The organism is Belnapia sp. F-4-1 (genome assembly GCF_000802185.1).
GTDB lineage: Bacteria > Pseudomonadota > Alphaproteobacteria > Acetobacterales > Acetobacteraceae > Belnapia.
Genome location: NZ_KN676113.1, coordinates 2,905,031 through 2,922,069, shown reverse-complemented (window position 1 = coordinate 2,922,069; position 17,039 = coordinate 2,905,031). Strand labels below are relative to the sequence as shown.

Annotated in this window: 13 protein-coding genes and 1 tRNA gene; 8 read left to right on the top strand and 6 right to left on the bottom strand. The window is 69.6% G+C overall.

What is annotated here, in order from left to right; genetic code table 11:
* Nucleotides 1-9 precede the first annotated feature (9 nt).
* Entirely contained in the window at nucleotides 10-609 is a 600-nt protein-coding gene (locus LH62_RS13715) for a CvpA family protein (protein ID WP_236552546.1), read from the bottom strand.
* 47 nt (nucleotides 610-656) lie between these two features.
* Nucleotides 657-2,102, bottom strand: coding sequence for a DNA repair protein RadA (gene radA / locus LH62_RS13710; RefSeq protein WP_369796769.1), 1,446 nt, complete (start codon nucleotides 2,100-2,102; stop codon nucleotides 657-659).
* Nucleotides 2,103-2,164: 62 nt separating this feature from the next.
* Here radA and LH62_RS13705 point away from each other — a divergent pair, with 62 nt between their 5' ends.
* The gene (locus tag LH62_RS13705; protein WP_043362088.1) at nucleotides 2,165-2,743 is read left to right on the top strand and encodes a tyrosine phosphatase family protein; all 579 of its coding nucleotides are present in this window, start codon (nucleotides 2,165-2,167) and stop codon (nucleotides 2,741-2,743) included.
* A 171-nt stretch (nucleotides 2,744-2,914) separates the two neighbouring features.
* Here LH62_RS13705 and LH62_RS13700 read toward each other — a convergent pair whose 3' ends face one another.
* The 4 genes from LH62_RS13700 to LH62_RS13685 all read right to left on the bottom strand — a co-directional run bounded on the left by LH62_RS13700 (nucleotide 2,915) and on the right by LH62_RS13685 (nucleotide 11,224).
* Nucleotides 2,915-3,583 carry a glutathione S-transferase family protein gene (locus tag LH62_RS13700; protein ID WP_043362086.1) on the bottom strand — a complete coding sequence of 223 codons (669 nt, stop codon included), beginning with the start codon at nucleotides 3,581-3,583 and terminating at the stop codon, nucleotides 2,915-2,917.
* A gap of 488 nt (nucleotides 3,584-4,071) precedes the next feature.
* Nucleotides 4,072-8,604 carry a glutamate synthase large subunit gene (gene gltB / locus LH62_RS13695; protein ID WP_043362083.1) on the bottom strand — a complete coding sequence of 1,511 codons (4,533 nt, stop codon included), beginning with the start codon at nucleotides 8,602-8,604 and terminating at the stop codon, nucleotides 4,072-4,074.
* A 5-nt stretch (nucleotides 8,605-8,609) separates the two neighbouring features.
* Entirely contained in the window at nucleotides 8,610-10,049 is a 1,440-nt protein-coding gene (locus LH62_RS13690) for an NAD(P)-dependent oxidoreductase (RefSeq protein WP_043362081.1), read from the bottom strand.
* A 215-nt stretch (nucleotides 10,050-10,264) separates the two neighbouring features.
* On the bottom strand, nucleotides 10,265-11,224 hold the full coding sequence (locus tag LH62_RS13685) for a complex I NDUFA9 subunit family protein (RefSeq protein WP_043362079.1): 960 nt from the start codon (nucleotides 11,222-11,224) through the stop codon (nucleotides 10,265-10,267).
* Between the two features lie 147 nt (nucleotides 11,225-11,371).
* Between LH62_RS13685 and LH62_RS13680 the strand changes: the two genes are divergently transcribed.
* The 7 genes from LH62_RS13680 (at nucleotide 11,372) to hpf (ending at nucleotide 17,013) form a co-directional block, all read left to right on the top strand.
* Nucleotides 11,372-11,458, top strand: a tRNA-Leu gene (locus LH62_RS13680).
* A 140-nt stretch (nucleotides 11,459-11,598) separates the two neighbouring features.
* Nucleotides 11,599-12,171 (top strand): ribonuclease D, encoded by a 573-nt coding sequence (locus tag LH62_RS13675; RefSeq protein ID WP_082012849.1) that lies wholly within the window; start codon nucleotides 11,599-11,601, stop codon nucleotides 12,169-12,171.
* 166 nt (nucleotides 12,172-12,337) lie between these two features.
* A complete protein-coding gene (lptC, locus tag LH62_RS13670; protein ID WP_236552545.1) occupies nucleotides 12,338-13,036 on the top strand; it encodes an LPS export ABC transporter periplasmic protein LptC in 699 nt (232 codons plus the stop codon).
* Entirely contained in the window at nucleotides 13,033-14,028 is a 996-nt protein-coding gene (locus LH62_RS13665) for an LptA/OstA family protein (protein ID WP_052214422.1), read from the top strand. Before lptC ends, LH62_RS13665 begins: the two co-directional genes overlap by 4 nt.
* Entirely contained in the window at nucleotides 14,025-14,801 is a 777-nt protein-coding gene (gene lptB, locus LH62_RS13660) for an LPS export ABC transporter ATP-binding protein (protein ID WP_043362074.1), read from the top strand. The genes LH62_RS13665 and lptB overlap by 4 nt, the downstream gene beginning before the upstream one ends.
* 54 nt (nucleotides 14,802-14,855) lie before the next feature.
* Complete coding sequence (gene rpoN, locus LH62_RS13655) at nucleotides 14,856-16,340, top strand: RNA polymerase factor sigma-54 (protein ID WP_043362072.1); 1,485 nt, start codon at nucleotides 14,856-14,858, stop codon at nucleotides 16,338-16,340.
* Nucleotides 16,341-16,419: 79 nt separating this feature from the next.
* Nucleotides 16,420-17,013, top strand: coding sequence for a ribosome hibernation-promoting factor, HPF/YfiA family (hpf, locus tag LH62_RS13650; RefSeq protein ID WP_043362070.1), 594 nt, complete (start codon nucleotides 16,420-16,422; stop codon nucleotides 17,011-17,013).
* The last annotated feature ends 26 nt before the right edge of the window (nucleotides 17,014-17,039 follow it).

Here is a 17,039-nt window from a genome sequence, read left to right as displayed (position 1 = left end):
GGATGGTCCTCACGTCCGGTTGCGGGCAGGCGGCCGCTCGAAGTCTTCCTGCGTCGGGATGGGGCGGGCCGGGGGAGAGGCCACGCGGGGGCGGTATTCGGCGGGGAGCTGCACGACGAGCCATTGCGCGCCGTCGATCACCAGCGGCAGGGAGCGGGCCTCCCGCACCGGTACCGGCCATCGCTCGGTCGCCGGCAGCACCATGCCGCCGAGGATATAGGCAACGACCACGAGGAAGGCACCCCGGGCGATGCCGAAAAGCATCCCGAGCGCCCGGTCCGTGCCGCCGAGGACGGAATTCTGCACGAGGCGCGCGACCTGCGCGATGATGACCTTCAACACGATCAGCACCACGAGAAAGACGCCGCCGGCGGCCAGCGCGTCGGCGAGCCAGGGCGGATCGACCGTGCCCTGAAGCAGGGGCGCGACAGAAGGGCGCAGGACGAGGGCGAGGGCGGCGGCGCCGATCCAGGCCCCCACCCCCAGCACCTCCTGCACCAGTCCGCGCAGGAAAGCGAGCACCGCCGAAACGGCCAGCACCGCCAGGACCACAGCATCGACCCAGGTCATCGTACGCGGGATATAGCGATGGGGGGTGGGGGTGTCCACGCGCGCCAGCGGTAGGGCTGGGCAGCGCAGGGCACGGGTGTGGGGAATTACCCAGCCTTCGCCGGCTCCTTCCGCACCGTCCGCCCGGCGAATGGGGCGACCAGGTCGGCGAGGTGGCCGATTTCGGTGAGGCGAAGGCCATCCGGCGCGCTCGGCGTCCGCCCGCCCCGGGCGACCCGGCGAGGCAGGACGGAGGCGGTGAAGCCGAGCTTCTGCGCCTCGCGCAGCCGCGCCTCGGCCTGCGCCACCTGCCGAACCTCGCCGGAGAGGCCGACCTCGCCGAAATAGACGGTCTCCGGATCGGTCGGCCGGTCTGTGGCGGCGGAAACCAAGGCGGCGGCAACGGCGAGGTCGGCCGCCGGCTCGGCGATGCGAAGGCCGCCAGCGATGTTCAGATAAACGTCGTTCATGCCGAGGGTGAGGCCACAGCGAGCTTCGAGCACCGCCATCAGCATGGCGAGCCGCCCGGAATCCCAGCCCACCACCTGCCGCCGCGGGCTGCCGCCGGCCGAGGGGGCGAGCAGCGCCTGCACCTCGACCAGGACGGGCCGCGTACCCTCGATTCCGGCGAAGACCGCCGAGCCGGAGACATTGCCGCGCCGTTCGGCGAGGAAGAGGGCGGAGGGGTTCGGCACCTCGACCAGGCCGCGCTCGGTCATCTCGAAGACGCCGATCTCGTCGGTGGCGCCGAAGCGGTTCTTCACCGCGCGGAGGATGCGGAACTGGTGGCCGCGATCGCCCTCGAAGTAGAGCGTGGCGTCGACCATGTGCTCCAGCACGCGCGGGCCGGCCAGCGTCCCCTCCTTGGTCACATGGCCGACGAGGATCAGGGCGAAGCCCCGGGTCTTGGCGAGGCGGATCAGCTCCGCCGCGCAGGCACGGACCTGGGCAACGGTGCCCGGGGCGGAATCAAGCGCGTCGAGCCAGAGCGTCTGGATCGAGTCGATGACGACGAGCGCGGCCTCCTGCTCCTGCTCCAGGCTGGCGACGATGTCCCGCAGCGCGGTCGCGGCGGCGAGCGCCAGCGGTGCCTTCTCGAGCCCGAGGCGGAGCGCGCGGAGCCGGACCTGCTCCACCGCCTCCTCCCCGCTGACATAGAGGGCACGGTGGCCGGATGCCGCGATGCGGGCCGCGGCCTGGAGCAGGATGGTGGACTTGCCGATGCCGGGGTCGCCGCCGACCAGCACGGCGGAAGCGGGCACGATGCCGCCGCCGAGCACACGGTCGAGTTCCGGCAGGCCGGTCGGGATGCGCGGCGGCGGGGCGGAGCTGCCCTGGAGGCCTACGAATTCGACGCGCCGCCCGCCGGCAACCTTGGCAGCCGGGCCAGGGCCGCGGGCCGCCGCCGGGGCTTCCTCCTGCAAGGTGTTCCACTCGCCGCAGGCATCGCAGCGGCCCTGCCATTTCGGGTGGACGGCACCACAAGCCTGGCAAACATAGCGGGCGCGGTCCTTGGCCAAGCGGCCTCCCTCATCGGCACGAAACAGGAACATGGTGCAGCGCCGCCCGCGGTGCAAGCCTGGACCGCGGCGCCCGGCCGGCGCAGGCTATGGCGATGAGCGCGAGCCCCCTCCCCTTCCCCATCCATGTCTGCGGCATCGAGGAGCTGGGTGGCCACTGCGCCACCGGCGTCAGCCACGTGCTCTCGATCCTCGACCCGGACCGGGCGGAACCGGAAGCCTTCGGCAGCTTCGGCGAGCATGCCCGGCTGGAGCTGCGCTTCCACGACATCATCGAGGCCCAGGCGGATCACACACTGCCGGACGGAGAGCATGTCGCGGCGATCCTCGATTTCGGCCGCGGGCTGGCGGCGGACCGGACGGCGCGGCTCCTGGTGCATTGCCATGTCGGCATCTCTCGCTCGACGGCGGCGATGAGCCTGATCCTTGCCCAGGCACGGCCCGAGCTGTCGGCGGAGGAGGTCCTGCAAGGCATCCTCTCCATCCGCGAGAAGACCTGGCCGAACCTTCGGATGCTGGAACTGGGCGATGCGATGCTCGGGCGCGGCGGGACGCTGCCGCGGGCGGCGACGGCGATCTACCGCCATCAGCTCGCCATCCGGCCGCATCTGGCGGAGGTGATGCGGAAGGCCGGGCGCGGGCGGGAGGTGGATGCGGCGGAGGCGCTGACCTGAGCGTCCAACCCCAGCGGTAGCGCCATCGGCGGTTCGCCGACAGGCAGTTCATCGCCCCGCAACGCCTTCTCGAGTCGCGCCGAATGCTGACGGCCGGCTGTTCCGGCCGTTGCCGACCGGCCACCAGGGCGCAAGCAACGACAATGGCGGCTGTGCCGCGGCCTGCGGCGGTCAGAAATCCGGGTCGGCGTAATGGTCAGGCGGGGCGAGGCCGCTGATCCGGTCGGCCAGCAGGCCGCGGAAGCAGGGGCGGGACTTCATCCGCGCATACCAGTCCCGCGCCGGCTCGCTCAGCTCCCATTTCATGTCGCCGATATAGTCGAGCGAGGAAAGCTGCGCCGCCGCTGCGAAATCGGCGAGGCTGATCTGGGAACCAGCCAGCCAAGCCCGGTTCTCCGCTAGGTCGCCGATATACTCCATGTGCATCTTCATGTTCTGGTAGCCGGCACGCATGGCGGCGGCATCCGGGTTGCCGCGGCCGAGAAGGCGCTTCAGCTGCTTCTCGTAGAGCAGGTTGCGGGTGACCTCGGTGTGGAATTTGTGGTCGAACCAGGCCACCAGCCGGCGCACTTCGGCCCGCTCGCCGAGGGTGCGGCCGAAGAGCGGCATGTCGGGATAGGCTTCGTCCAGATACTCGCAGATGGCGTAGCTGTCGGCGATGGTGAAGCCGTTCTCCTCTTGCAGCACGGGCACGGTGCAGGCGGGGTTCATCGCCAGGAAATCCGGCCGCCTTTCCCAGAAGCGCTCGATGCGCAGCTCGAAAGGAATCCGCTTCTCCGCCAGGGCCAGGCGGACCTTGCGGGAAAAAGGCGACAGCGGGATGTGATACAGGGTTCGCACGGCAGCGCCTTATGGCACCCGCGCCGCGGCAGCGAAAGGCGTTCCGCATCGGCTGGGAAGCCGGATAGATCGGCGGCACGATGTCCCCGATCAGAAGGCCCGATCGAGAGGACGGTTCAGATGACGCTCACGGTGTCGACTGGCGAACTGCCGGTGTTCCAACGCCTGAGCCGGGCCGGCGGCCAGGTCGGGCCGGAGGACATCCGCTTTGCAGGTCAGGGCGATATCGGCCTGGGGATGTGGCGGCCTTCCGCTAGGCGACGGAGGCGGTGCGGCTGCCGAATGCCGGGCTGCAAAGCCGGCTGCAACACGGCGATCAGCACCCGAGGGTGAAGCCGCACACGCACTTCGCCGCCTTCCGCGAGGGCGAAGCGAGCTACCTGGCCGACATGGCGGCTGCAAGGCCTATCGCGGACGGTGGGGGCTCACTGGCCCCATGACGGCGAGGGCCAGTCCACCAAGGCGATGCGTCCCCGATGCGGGGCGGCCTATTCGGCCGCCACCGCCGCCTCGTCCCGCATCGGCACGGGCAGGTACTTCGCATACTCCTTCGGCACGACGTGCCAGAAGCGGCCACGCTCCGTCTCCCAGTCGTTCAGCAGCCGGGCGGCGAGGCGGCTGCCCGTCTCCGCCACATGCCGGCCGATGAGCACCTGGAGATGCGCCTCCCAATGGTTGGAAGCGAGGCGAGACCAGAGCAGCGTGTCCGGGTTCACCCGCCGCTCGAAGCTCTCCTCCGGATCGTAGATGAAGGCCATGCCGCCGGTGAAGCCGGCACCGAAATTATCGCCGACCGGGCCAAGGATCACGACCGTGCCGCCGGTCATGTACTCGCAGCCATTGGCGCCGCAGCCCTCGACCACCGTCGTCGCCCCGCTGTTGCGGACGGCGAAGCGCTCGCCCGCCTGGCCCGCGGCGAAAAGCTCGCCTGCCGTCGCGCCGTAGAGGCAGGTATTGCCGATAATGGTGTTCTCGTTCCAGACGAGGCTGGAAGAGGGCGCCGGGCGGACGACGATGGCGGCGCCGGAGAGGCCTTTGCCGACATAGTCGTTGGCATCGCCCAGGACTTCCAGCTTCAGCCCGCGCACGGCGAAGGCGCCGAGCGACTGGCCGGCGGTGCCGCGTAGCCGCACCGTCAGGTGGCCAGGCTGCAGGCCGGTCATGCCGAACTTCCGCACGATCTTGCTGCTGATCTTGGTACCGATCGCGCGGTGCGTGTTCCGGATGTTGTACTGCAGCTGCATTTTCTCGCCGCGCTCGAAGAGCGAGGCGGCATCGCGGATCATGTCCGCATCCAGTGTCTCCGGCACCTCGTTGCGGCCGTCCAGGGTGCAGTAGCTCGGCAGCCCGCCGGCATCGGCCTGGACCAGCAGCGGGTTCAGGTCGAGGTCGTCGAGATCCTCGGAGCCGCGGCTGACCTGCTTCAGCAGGTCAGTCCGGCCGATGACGTCGGTCAGCTTGCGGAAGCCGAGCGAGGCGAGGATCTCACGCACCTCCTCCGCCACGAAGGAGAAGAGATTGATGACCTTCTCCGGCGAGCCGGTGAACTTCTTCCGCAGCGTCTCGTCCTGGGTGCAGACGCCGACCGGGCAGGTGTTGCTGTGGCACTGCCGCACCATGATGCAGCCCATGGCGACGAGGCTCGCGGTGCCGATGCCGAACTCCTCGGCGCCGAGCATGGCGGCGATGACGACGTCGCGCCCGGTCTTGATGCCGCCATCGGTGCGCAGCTTCACCCGGTGCCGCAGCCGGTTGAGCTGCAGCACCTGGTGCGTCTCGGACAGCCCCATCTCCCAGGGCAGGCCGGCATACTTGATGGACGAGACGGGCGAAGCCCCGGTGCCGCCGGAATGGCCGGAGACGAGGATCGCGTCCGCCTTCGCCTTGGCCACGCCCGCCGCGATGGTGCCGATGCCGGAGCGGCTGACCAGCTTCACGCAGACCGTCGCCTCGGGGTTGATCTGCTTCAGGTCGTAGATGAGCTGCGCCAGATCCTCGATCGAGTAGATGTCGTGATGCGGCGGTGGCGAGATCAGCGTGACCCCCGGCGTCGCATGGCGCAGCCGGGCGATGATACCGCTGACCTTGAAGCCGGGCAGCTGGCCACCCTCGCCGGGCTTGGCGCCCTGGGCGACCTTGATCTCGATCTCGCGGCAGTTGTTGAGGTACTCCGCCGTCACGCCGAAGCGGCCGGAGGCGATCTGCTTGATCGCGCTGTTGGCGTTGTCGCCATTGGCGCGCGGGCGGGCGCGCTCCGGGTCCTCGCCCCCCTCGCCGCTGTCAGACTTGGCACCGATGCGGTTCATGGCGATGGAAAGCGTCTCGTGCGCCTCGGGGCTGAGAGCGCCCAGCGAGATGCCGGGAGCGACAAGGCGCTTCCGGATTTCGGTGATGCTCTCGACCTCCTCGAGCGCGATGGCGCCGCGGCCCTCGCTGCGGAAGTCGAGCAGGTCGCGCAGCGCCACGGGGGCCTGGCGCCGCACCGCATCCGAGTAGCGCTTGAACTTGGTGTAGCTGTCGGTCTCCACCGCCTCCTGCAGCGTGTGGATCAGGCCGCCGTCGAAGGCATGGTTCTCGCCGCGCAGGCGGCGCTTGTAGAGGCCGCCGACCGGCAGAGTGATGACATCCGCATCCCAGGCGCGGCGGTGCAGCGCCAGCACGCGGCGCGCGATGCCCTGGAAGCCGATGCCGGAGATGCGGCTCGGCACGCCAGGGAAGAACTCCGCGACCAAGGCGCGCGAAAGGCCGATCGCCTCGAAATTCATGCCGCCCCGGTAGCTGCTGATGACCGAGATGCCCATCTTGGACATGATCTTCAGCAGGCCCTTGTCCACCGCCTTCTTGTAATGGGCGACGCAGTCCTCGAACGAGGTGTTGCCGAAGAGGCCGCGGCGATGGCGGTCGGCAATGCTTTCCTGCGCCAGATAGGCGTTCACCGTCGTCGCGCCGGCGCCGATCAGCACGGCGAAGTAGTGGACGTCCACGCATTCCGAGCTGCGGACGTTGAGGCTGGTGAAGGTGCGGAGCGAATGCTTCACCAGATGCGTGTGGACGCCGCCGACGGCGAGGATCATCGGGATCGGTGCACGGGCCGCGGACTGGCGCTCGTCGGTCAGGATGACATGGGCGCAGCCGGAGCGGATACCCTCCTCCGCCTCGCGCCGGATGCGGTCGATCGCGCGGCGTAGGCCTGCTGCGCCCTCATCGGCGGCGTAGGTGCAGTCCACCTCGCAGGCCGTGGCGCCCATGTAGTCGCGCATGGCGGCGAATTCGGCGTTGGACAGCACGGGGCTGTCCAGCATCAGCATGTCGCACTGCGTCGGGTCCTCGTCGAGGATGTTCCCGAGATTGCCGAGGCGCGTCTTCAGCGTCATCACCCGCGTCTCGCGCAGGCTGTCGATCGGCGGGTTGGTGACCTGGCTGAAGGTCTGGCGGAAATAATGGTGCAGGCCGCGATACTGGCCGGAAAGCACGGCGACCGGCGTGTCGTCGCCCATGCTGCCGACGGCCTCGGCGCTGTCCTCGACCATCGGGTGGAGGATGGTCTCCAGCTCCTCCAGCGTGTAGCCGACGGCGAGTTGGCGACGGCGGAGCTCCTCGCCCTGGTAGGCGACGGGCTCGCCGGTGCCGGCGCGGACGATGCCGTCGATTCGCGTGGTGCGCTCGGTCCACTTGCCGAAGGGGTGGCGGGCCGAGAGTTCGTCCTTCAGCTCGGCATCGCGGTAGAAGCGGCCGGCCTCGAGGTCGACGCCGATGCACTGGCCGGGGCCGACGCGGCCCTTGGCGACGATGGCATCCTCGGAAACCTTCACCATCCCGGTCTCGGAGCCGACGATCAGCAGCCCGTCCGATGTCTGGGTGTAGCGCAGCGGGCGGAGCCCGTTGCGGTCGAGCCCGGCGATGACCCAGCGGCCATCCGTCGCGGCGATGGCGGCGGGGCCATCCCAGGGCTCCATCACCGCGTTGCAGTAGAGGAAGAACTCACGGTGCGCCTGCGGCATCGTCGCGTTGTTGGTGATGCTCTCCGGGATCAGCATCGACTTCGCCATCGGCGCGTCGCGGCCGCCGCGCACCAGCAGCTCGAAGACGTTGTCGAGCGTCGCCGTGTCGGAACCGCCGGCCTGGACGACCGGCTTGACGTCCTCGAGATAGGCATCCAGCAACGGGTGGGAGAGCCGCGTCTCGTGGCTCTTCATCCAGTTGGCATTGCCGTGCAGCGTGTTGATCTCGCCGTTATGGGCGAGCATGCGGAAGGGCTGGGCCAGCTTCCAGGTCGGGAAGGTGTTGGTGCTGTAGCGCTGGTGATAGATGGCGAAGCGCGAGACGAAGCGCGCGTCGAGCAGGTCCGGATAGAACTCCGTCAGGTGCTCGGCGAGGAACATCCCCTTGTAGATCAGCGAGCGGCAGGAGAGCGAGCACAGGTACAGCTCGGCGATCTGCGCCGCGATGGCCTGCTTCTCGATCCGCCGGCGGATGACGTAGAGGTCGCGCTCGAACTCCGCCTCGTCCCGCAGCTCCGGGTCGTAGATCAGGATCTGCTCGATCTCGGGCCGGGTGGCGTTCGCCTTCTCGCCGATACAGCCGATGTGGATCGGCACCTGGCGCCAGGAATAGATGGCGTAGCCCGCGGAAAGGATCTCCGTCTCGACGATCTGGCGGCAGCGCTCCTGCGCGCCGAGGTCGCTCTTCGGCAGGAAGGCCATGCCGACGCCGATGCGCCCCGGGCGCAGCCGGTCGCCGCCGCGCTGCACGACCTCGGCGAAGAAGTCCTGCGGGATCTCGATATGGATGCCCGCCCCGTCGCCGGTCTTGCCGTCGGCATCGACGGCGCCGCGGTGCCAGACGGCCTTAAGCGCGTCGATGCCGGCCTGGACGACCTTGCGCGAAGGCTTGCCGTCGAGCGCGGCGACGAGGCCGACGCCGCAAGCGTCGTGCTCGGTGGTGTCGACATGCGCCAGGTCACGGAGGCGGGCGGCGCTCACCTCGTAGGCGCGGGCGAATTCGGTTCCGGTCTCGCTCATCGCTCTCACTCCGCGGCGGTGGCGAGCGCGCTCGCCTTCTGCGTGACATAGGCCTCGATCTGGTCAGCGGCGTCGCGCCCGTCGCGGATCGCCCAGACGACGAGGGAGGCGCCGCGGACGATGTCGCCGCCGGCGAAGACGCCGGGCAGCGCGGTCATCATCGTGCGATGGTCGACCTTCAGCGTGCCCCAGCGGGTGACCGCCAGCGCCGGCTCGTTGAACATCGCCGGCAGGTCCTCGGCATCGAAGCCGAGCGCCTTGATGGCAAGGTCGCAGGGGATGCTGAACTCGCTCCCCGGGATGGCGGCCACCTGCTGGCGGCCGGTCGCATCCGGCAGGCCGAGATGCATCCGCGTCGCGCGCACCGCCTCGACCTTGCCGTTGCCGACGAAAGCGTCGGGGGCGGCGAGCCAGGTGAACTCCACGCCCTCCTCCTCGGCATTCTTCACCTCGCGCATGGAGCCTGGCATGTTCGCTTTGTCGCGACGGTACAGGCAGGTGACGGCCGAGGCGCCCTGGCGGATGGCGGTGCGGACGCAATCCATGGCCGTATCGCCGCCGCCGAGCACGACGACGCGCTTGCCATGGGCGTTCAGGCCGCCGGAGGCGAAGGCGGGCACGTCATCGCCCAGGTTGTCGCGGTTGGAGGCGGTCAGGTAGTCGAGCGCCGGGACGATGCCCGCGAGGTCGCTGCCCGGCACCTCGATGTCGCGCGCCTTGTAGACGCCCGTCGCGATGAAGACGGCGTCGTGCTTCGCGCGCAGCTCGTCGATGGTGATGTCGGTGCCGACCGCGACGTTCAGGTGGAAATGGATTCCGCCCGCCTCGAACAGCTTCCAGCGCCGCAGCACCACCTCCTTCTCCAGCTTGAAGTTGGGGATGCCGTAGATCATCAGCCCGCCGACGCGGTCGTAGCGGTCATAGACATGCACCTGCCAGCCGCGGCTGCGCAGCCGCTCGGCGGTGGCGAGTCCGGCGGGCCCGGCGCCGATGATGCCGATGCTGTGAGGCTTCTCCTGCCGCGGGCTCGGCGGCTTCACCCAGCCGTTTTCCCATGCGGTGTCGTTGATGTACTTCTCGACCGCACCGATGGTGACGCTCTCGAAGCCCTTCTCGATGACGCAGTTGCCTTCGCAGAGGCGATCCTGCGGGCAGATGCGGCCGCAGATCTCGGGGAAGGTGTTGGTCGCCGAGTTGACCTCATGCGCCTCCTCCAGCCGCCCTTCCGCCGTCAGCTTCAGCCAGTCGGGGATGTTCTGGTTGAGCGGGCAGTGGATGGAGCAGAAGGGCACGCCGCACTGGCTGCACCGGCTGGCCTGGGCCGAGGCGGCCTCGGCGGCGAATTCCCGGTAGATCTCGCCGAAGTCGGAACGGCGGGCGGCGATGTCGCGCTTCTCGGGCTGAGCCTGGGAGAGGCGCACGAATTGCAGCATCCGTTCGGCCATGGCGGCGTCCCCGCTTTCTGGATCAAGGGCGATGCGGGCACGCGGCGCCGCAGCCGCCTCGGCTGATGACAGGCGCAGCTTTAAGGCGCTGCGAGGTGTGACGCGAGTCTTTTTTGACCGAAAGGTCAGCTATACTGACCTAATAATGCCGACAAGCTGTCCGGCGGAAAGTTTCGCGCAAGCCTCTCCAGACAACAAGGTCCGTTTCGGACCATTTACGCGGCCGTAACCGGTCGGCGTCCGCCGCCGGGCCGGAAGCGGCTGAGGTAGCCCGGCACCACCGCCTCCACCGATTTCGCCTGGATCCCGAGATCGGCAAGGCCAGGCGCATCGGGAGCGGCGACGTTGTCCCGCCGCAGCATCAGCAGCTGATCCTCGGTCAGCGGCGGGTTCGGCAGGTAACGCCCGAGCGCCACCTGAAGCTTCACCAGCCCCTCCGGCAGATCGACCAGCGGCCGGCGATGGCCGGTGGTGTCGAGGATGAAACGCAGCAGCTCGCGGAAGCTGAGGACCCGCGGCCCGGCCAGCTCATAGGTCTTGCCGACCGCATCCTCCCGGCTGGCGGCGGCGATCACTGCATCGGCCACGTCGCCGACATAGACCGGCTGGAAGCGGGTCTTGCCGGCGACCACCGGCATCACCGGCAGCATCCGGGCGAGGCCGGCGAAGCGGTTGAAGAACTGGTCCTCCGGCCCGAAGACGATGGAGGGGCGGAGGATCGTCGCCCGCGGGAAGGCGGCGCGGACGGCCGTCTCGCCCTCGGCCTTGCTGCGGCCGTAGCGGCTTGGGCTCTGCGCATCGGCGCCGATCGCCGAGACATGGACCAGCCGTTCCACCCCGCCCGCCGCCGCCAAGCGGGCTACCCGCCCGGCGCCCTCGGCCTGCACGCGCTGGAAGTCGCCGGAGGCCCGCTCGGCCAGGATGCCGACCAGGTTGACGACCAGGTCCGCCCCGGCGATGGCCCGGGCCAGCTGGCCTTCATCGCCGAGATCGGCGGCGAGGGGCACGATCTGCCCCACCATTCCCTGGGTTTGCAGGAAGCGCGCCCGGGCCGGGTCTCGCCCGGCGATGCGCACCACCCAGCCGCGCGCCGCCAGCCGCTGCACCACGTAGCGGCCGATGAATCCGGCCCCGCCGAAAACGGTGGCGACCTGACGAATGGTGGGCTGACGCATGCGGGGCATCTCCAGGCTGACGGCGGGCGGACCATATGGCCGCGGCGATGCAACGCCAAGCGGGGCCGCAAAGCCGCTTGACGCCGGACGCTGGGCCTTCTATTTGCGCGCTCCCGGCGGCGATCCACCGCCGGCTCCGCAGCCTGTGCCCAGGTGGTGGAATTGGTAGACGCGCTGGCTTCAGGTGCCAGTGACCGCAAGGTCGTGAAGGTTCGAGTCCTTTCCTGGGCACCATTCCCCGCTTCGGGGACCGCGCATTGGGCACAACCCTCTTCTCTCCCCAGCCGGCCGGCCGCGGCAACGCTGCCGCAAGGAGCCCCGCCGTGATCCGCCTGCATCGCCATGACCTGCCCGACGGGCTCGACTTCGGCAGCATGGTCGCCATCGACACGGAGACGATGGGGCTCAACCCGCATCGCGACCGGCTTTGCCTTGTGCAGCTCTCGGCCGGCGACGGCAATGCGGAGTTGGTGCAGATCGTCCCGGAGAGCCTCGGCGGCCGCGGCGCGGATTGCCCGAACCTGAAGCGGCTGCTGGAAGACCCGGCGGTCACCAAACTGTTCCATTTTGCCCGCTTCGACTGCGCGGCGCTGCACCAGCATCTCGGGGTGACGGTGGCACCGGTCATCTGCACCAAGGTCGCCGCCAAGCTGGTCCGCACCTTCACCGACCGGCATGGGCTGAAGGATCTCTGCAAGGAATTGCTGGGGGTCGAGATCTCGAAGCAGCAGCAAAGCTCCGACTGGGGCGCGCCGGAGTTGTCGGCCGAGCAACTGGCCTATGCCGCCTCCGACGTGCTGCATCTGCATGCGCTTTGGGCCAAGCTCGAGGGGCTGCTGCGCCGCGAGGCGCGGCTGGATCTGGCGGAAGCCTGCTTCCGCTTCCTGCCGACGCGCGGCGCGCTCGATCTGCTCGGCTATGCGGAGCCGGATATTTTCGCCCACTGACGGTGCAATGATGAAGCGGTTGTCAAGCGTGACGACCCTTTTGGCACGATTCTTGTCCAGGCCGACCGCCGTCCGTTGACCGGGGCGTTCTCCGGGCCCATAGATGGGTTGTGCAGATGCGAACAGCCATTCCCTGGCCGGCCCCCCTAGGACAGCAGGCGGGCCCGTGACTCCGGACCGGCCGCCCCTGGCCCAGCCGGCGACGGGGCGCGTCTCGCTGCCGGCGGATCGCGCCATGCTGCCGCTTTCCCGCGCGCGCCGCGGCTTCAGCCAAGGGCAGATGGCGCGCCGGCGGTTCTTTGTCCGCTGGACCAAGCGGCTATTGCCCGCCCTTGCCCTGGCCCTGCTCGGCCTGGTGATGTTCTGGCCCGAGATCGAAGGCAATGAGGACCGCTCGCGCGTCAGCTTCCGCCGCATGGTGATGCCACGGGCGGAAGGGCTGCGGGTGGTCAACCCGCGCTACCAGGGCATCGACGAGCTGAACCGGCCCTTCACCGTCACCGCCCGCACCGGCCAGCAGCCGGGGGCGGAGCGGGTACTCGACCTCGAGGAGCCACGGGCCGATATGCTTCTCTCGGACGGCGCCTGGGTCTACCTGCAGGCCCATGCCGGCCGGTTCGACCGAGCCGCCAACCATCTCGACCTCAAGGGCGACGTGACGATCTACCACGACAGCGGCGTGACGATGCTCACCGAGACGGCGGCCGTGGAGACGGAGGCGGGCACCGCCAGCGGCGACGCCCCGGTGGCCGCTCAGGGCAGCTTCGGCACCATCACCTCGAACGGCTTCCGCATCCTCGAGCGTGGCGCGGTCGTCGTCTTCACCGGCAATGCCCATGCGGTGCTGGAAGGCGGCAGGCAATGAGGCGCTGGCTCCTCGCCGCCCTGCTCGCGTTGCCCCTGCACGCCATGGCCCAGGGCATCGACCTGTCCCAGGGCGGGCCGGTCGATGTCACCGCCTCGGACGGCATCGAGTGGCGCCAGGCGGAGCAGGTGGTCATCGCCCGCGGCAATGCCCGCGCCATCCGCGGCAGCGTCACCGTCTTCGCCGACCGGCTGCTGGCCCGCTACCGGCCGCAGGCGAGGCCCGGAGAGGCCCAGACGGGCGCGGTGCGCCCCGCCGCCGCGGCCGGCAGTCCGGACCAGGCACTTGGCGGCGGAGCCAACGAGATCTGGCGGCTCGAGGCGGAGGGGAATGTCCGCATCGTCACCGAAACCGATACCGCCCGCGGCGACCGCGCCGTCTATGACATCGACCAGGCCGTTCTGGTGCTGACCGGGCGGGGCGACCTTTCCCTCACCACGCCGAGCCAGCTCATCACCGCCAGGGACAGCCTGGAATACTGGTCGGCGCGGAAGATGGCCGTCGCCCGCGGCAATGCCGTCGTGGTGGACAATGCCGAGGGCGGACGGCGAATCGCCGGCGATACCCTCGTCTCCTACATGCTGGACGGACCCGGCCAGGGCAATGCCGCGCCCGCTCCCCCTCCCGTGGCGGCGAAGCCGGGCGAGCGGCCTGTGCCGGGCCAGGGCAAGGTCGATCGCGTCGAGGCCTTCGGCAATGTCGAGATCCGCACAGCGACCGATGTCGTGCGCGGCGACCGTGGCGTCTACAGCGCCCAGACCGGCATGGCCCGGCTGCTCGGCAATGTGCGGATCACCCGCACCGACAACCAGATCAACGGGCAGGAGGCGATCGTGAACCTCCGCACCAATGTGGCGCGGCTGGTTTCCGCGCCGGGCGCCCGTGTGCAAGGGCTCATCATGCCGAACCAGGATCAGGAGCGGTCCGGCCGCCAGGAGCCCGGCCGAGGCGCCTCGCCCCAACCCGCAACGCCGGAGCGCCGCGGCCGATGAACCAGACGACGCTGCCCGCCGAAGCCCGTTCGCTCCGCGCCATCGAGGGCGAAGGCGGGCTGGTTGCGACCGGGCTCGGCAAGCGCTACCGCAAGCGGCCGGTGGTGCGGAATGTCTCGATCAACCTGAAGCGCGGCGAGGCGGTCGGCCTGCTTGGGCCGAACGGCGCCGGCAAGACGACGACCTTCTACATGATCACCGGCCTCGTCCAGCCGGACGAGGGCAAGGTCGTCATGGACGGCCATGACGTGACGATGCTGCCGATGTATCGCCGCGCCCGCCTCGGCCTCGGCTACCTGCCGCAGGAGGCTTCGATCTTCCGCGGCCTCTCGGTCGAGGACAATATCCGCGCCGCGCTCGAGGTGGTGGAGCCGGTGCGCGATCGCCGCGAGCAGATGCTCGATGCGCTGCTGGCCGAGTTCGGCATCGCCCATCTTCGCCGCGCGCCGGCCCTTGCCCTGTCGGGCGGCGAGCGGCGCCGCTGCGAGATCGCCCGCGCGCTGGCAACCCACCCCGCCTATATCCTGCTCGACGAGCCGCTGGCCGGCATCGATCCGATCGCGGTCGGCGAGATCCGCGACCTGGTGAAGCACCTGAAGAACCGTGGCATCGGCGTGCTCATCACCGACCACAATGTGCGCGAGACGCTGGAGATCATCGACCGCGCCTACATCCTGCATGACGGCCAAGTGCTGATGGAGGGGCTCCCCCACGACATCGTCGCGCATGAGGGCGTGCGGCGGGTCTATCTCGGCGAAAGGTTCAGTCTGTAAGGGCATGCGGCACCTCTTCGCCTCGCCCCTTCCCGCCCCGCGGAGCGCCTGACCATGTCGCTGGCGCCGCGCCTCGATCTGCGGCAATCGCAATCGCTGGTGATGACGCCGCAGCTGCGGCAGGCCATCAAGCTGCTGCAATCCTCCAACCTCGAAGTCAGCGCCTTCGTTGAGGAGGAGCTGGAGCGCAACCCGCTGCTGGAGCGGGACGAGCGGGCACCGCCCGGACCGGATTCCGGGCACCGCGTCGATACCTCCCCCGTCGTCGCCGAGGGCGCGGACAGCCATGCCGCCGCCGTCTCCGACACGCTGCCGAGCGAGGCGGCCGGGCCGCTCGATGCCGAATGGGACAATGTCTATGACGCCGGCGGCGGCTACGAATCGCCCTACGGCCGCGGCGGCCGCGCCGATTTCGACGAGGACCTCGCCGGCATCGAGGATCTGGCGGCCGGCGCGCGCAGCCTCCGCGAGCATCTCGGCGAGCAGGTCCGCATCGCCTTCCACACCCCACGCGAGCGGCTGATCGCGGCCCAGCTCCTGGCGCTCGTCGACCCCGCCGGGCGGCTCGCGGTCGAGGATGCGCAGATCGCCGCGGTACTGGCTTGCGAGGAGGCGGAGGTCGCCGCCGTCCGCGGCCGGATGCAGCGCTTCGACCCGGTCGGCATGTTCTGCCGCAACCTCGCCGAATGCCTCGCCGTCCAGCTTGCCGAGCGCAACCGGCTCGACCCGGCCATGCAGGCGCTGCTCGACCATCTTGACCTGGTGGCGCGGCGCGATCGCGTGGCCCTGATGGCCACCTGCGGCGTCGATGCCGAGGACTTGGCGGAGATGCTGGCCGAGCTTCGCCGCCTCGACCCGAAGCCCGGCGCCAGCTTCGACGCCGCACCGGCCCCCGCCCTCGTCCCCGATGTGCTGATGCGCCGCGCGCCCGATGGCGGCTGGCTGCTGGAACTGAACCCGGAAACCTTGCCGCGGGTGCTGGTCAATCGCGGCTTCCATGCCCGCTGCCAGGTCGGTGCACGGAACAAGGAAGAGAAGGCCTTTCTCGCCGAGCGGCTGCAGAGCGCCAACTGGCTGTTGAAGAGCCTGGAGCAGCGGGCCAACACCATCCTGAAGGTCGCCAGCGAGATCGTCCGTCGGCAGGACGGCTTCTTCCGCCATGGCGTCGAGTATCTCCGCCCGCTGATCCTGCGCGACGTGGCGGAGGAAGTGCAGATGCATGAGAGCACCGTCTCCCGCGTCACCGCCAACAAGTACATCGCCACCCCCCGCGGTACCTTCGAGCTGAAATACTTCTTCACCACCGCCATCGCCGGCACCATGGGCGGCGAGAGCCACAGCGCCGAGGCGGTGCGGCACCGCATCCGCGCCATGATCGAGGCGGAGGACCCGGATGCCGTCCTCTCGGATGATGCAATCGTCGAACGGCTTAGGCAGGAAGGCGTAGACATCGCCAGGCGAACGGTGGCCAAATACCGGGAGGCGCTGCGCATCCCATCATCCGTGCAGCGCAAGCGGGAGAAGGCCGTCCCGGCCTGATCCTGCCGCGGGGCGCATCCCGCGCCCCCGGCGCTGCGGCCGGGCCGCCCTTCCGTCAGACGGAAGGAGGTTTGTCCACATGCACATCACCGTCGCAGGCAAGCAGGTCGAGACCGGGGAGGCGCTGAAGACGCATGTCCGGGAGGGGCTGGCGGTCATCGCCCGCAAGTATTTCGACCATGCGCTGGAGGCGAACGTCACCTTCCGCCGCGATGCCAAGGGCCGGATGGGGGCCTTCTTCGCTTGCGACATCAACCTGAAGGCCGGGCGCAACCTCTTCATGCGGGGCGAAGGCGAGGGCGTCGATGCCCACAAGGCCTTCGAGGTGGCGGCCGAGCATGTGGCCAAGCGGCTTCGCCGCTACCGCCGGCGGGTGAACGACCATGCCCGCAGCCTCGCCGAGGACCGGCTGGGGGAAGCGGCGACGCAGTACGTGCTGCAGGCCGAGCCGGAAGAGGCCGAGGAACCGGCCGAGCCCGCCGGCGACCACAGCCCGATCATCGCCGAGCAGCCGACCGACATCGCCCGTCTGACGGTGAGCGAGGCCGTGATGCGCCTCGACCTCACCCAGGTGCCCGTGCTGATGTTCCGCAACAGCGGCTCCGGCGCGCTGGCCGTGGTCTACCGCAGGCCGGATGGCTGCGTCGGCTGGATCGACACCCAGGCGGGGTGAGGACCCAGCGCCCCGGGCCGAAGCGC

What these genes read in the sequence shown, in the direction of transcription:
- LH62_RS13690 (WP_043362081.1), bottom strand. Translation starts at nt 10,049, where the DNA reads ATGGCCGAACGGATGCTGCAATTCGTGCGCCTCTCCCAGGCTCAGCCC.
- radA (WP_369796769.1), bottom strand. Translation starts at nt 2,102, where the DNA reads ATGTTCCTGTTTCGTGCCGATGAGGGAGGCCGCTTGGCCAAGGACCGC.
- LH62_RS13705 (WP_043362088.1), top strand. Translation starts at nt 2,165, where the DNA reads ATGAGCGCGAGCCCCCTCCCCTTCCCCATCCATGTCTGCGGCATCGAG.
- lptB (WP_043362074.1), top strand. Translation starts at nt 14,025, where the DNA reads ATGAACCAGACGACGCTGCCCGCCGAAGCCCGTTCGCTCCGCGCCATC.
- gltB (WP_043362083.1), bottom strand. Translation starts at nt 8,604, where the DNA reads ATGAGCGAGACCGGAACCGAATTCGCCCGCGCCTACGAGGTGAGCGCC.
- LH62_RS13675 (WP_082012849.1), top strand. Translation starts at nt 11,599, where the DNA reads ATGGTCGCCATCGACACGGAGACGATGGGGCTCAACCCGCATCGCGAC.
- LH62_RS13685 (WP_043362079.1), bottom strand. Translation starts at nt 11,224, where the DNA reads ATGCGTCAGCCCACCATTCGTCAGGTCGCCACCGTTTTCGGCGGGGCC.
- hpf (WP_043362070.1), top strand. Translation starts at nt 16,420, where the DNA reads ATGCACATCACCGTCGCAGGCAAGCAGGTCGAGACCGGGGAGGCGCTG.
- LH62_RS13665 (WP_052214422.1), top strand. Translation starts at nt 13,033, where the DNA reads ATGAGGCGCTGGCTCCTCGCCGCCCTGCTCGCGTTGCCCCTGCACGCC.
- rpoN (WP_043362072.1), top strand. Translation starts at nt 14,856, where the DNA reads ATGTCGCTGGCGCCGCGCCTCGATCTGCGGCAATCGCAATCGCTGGTG.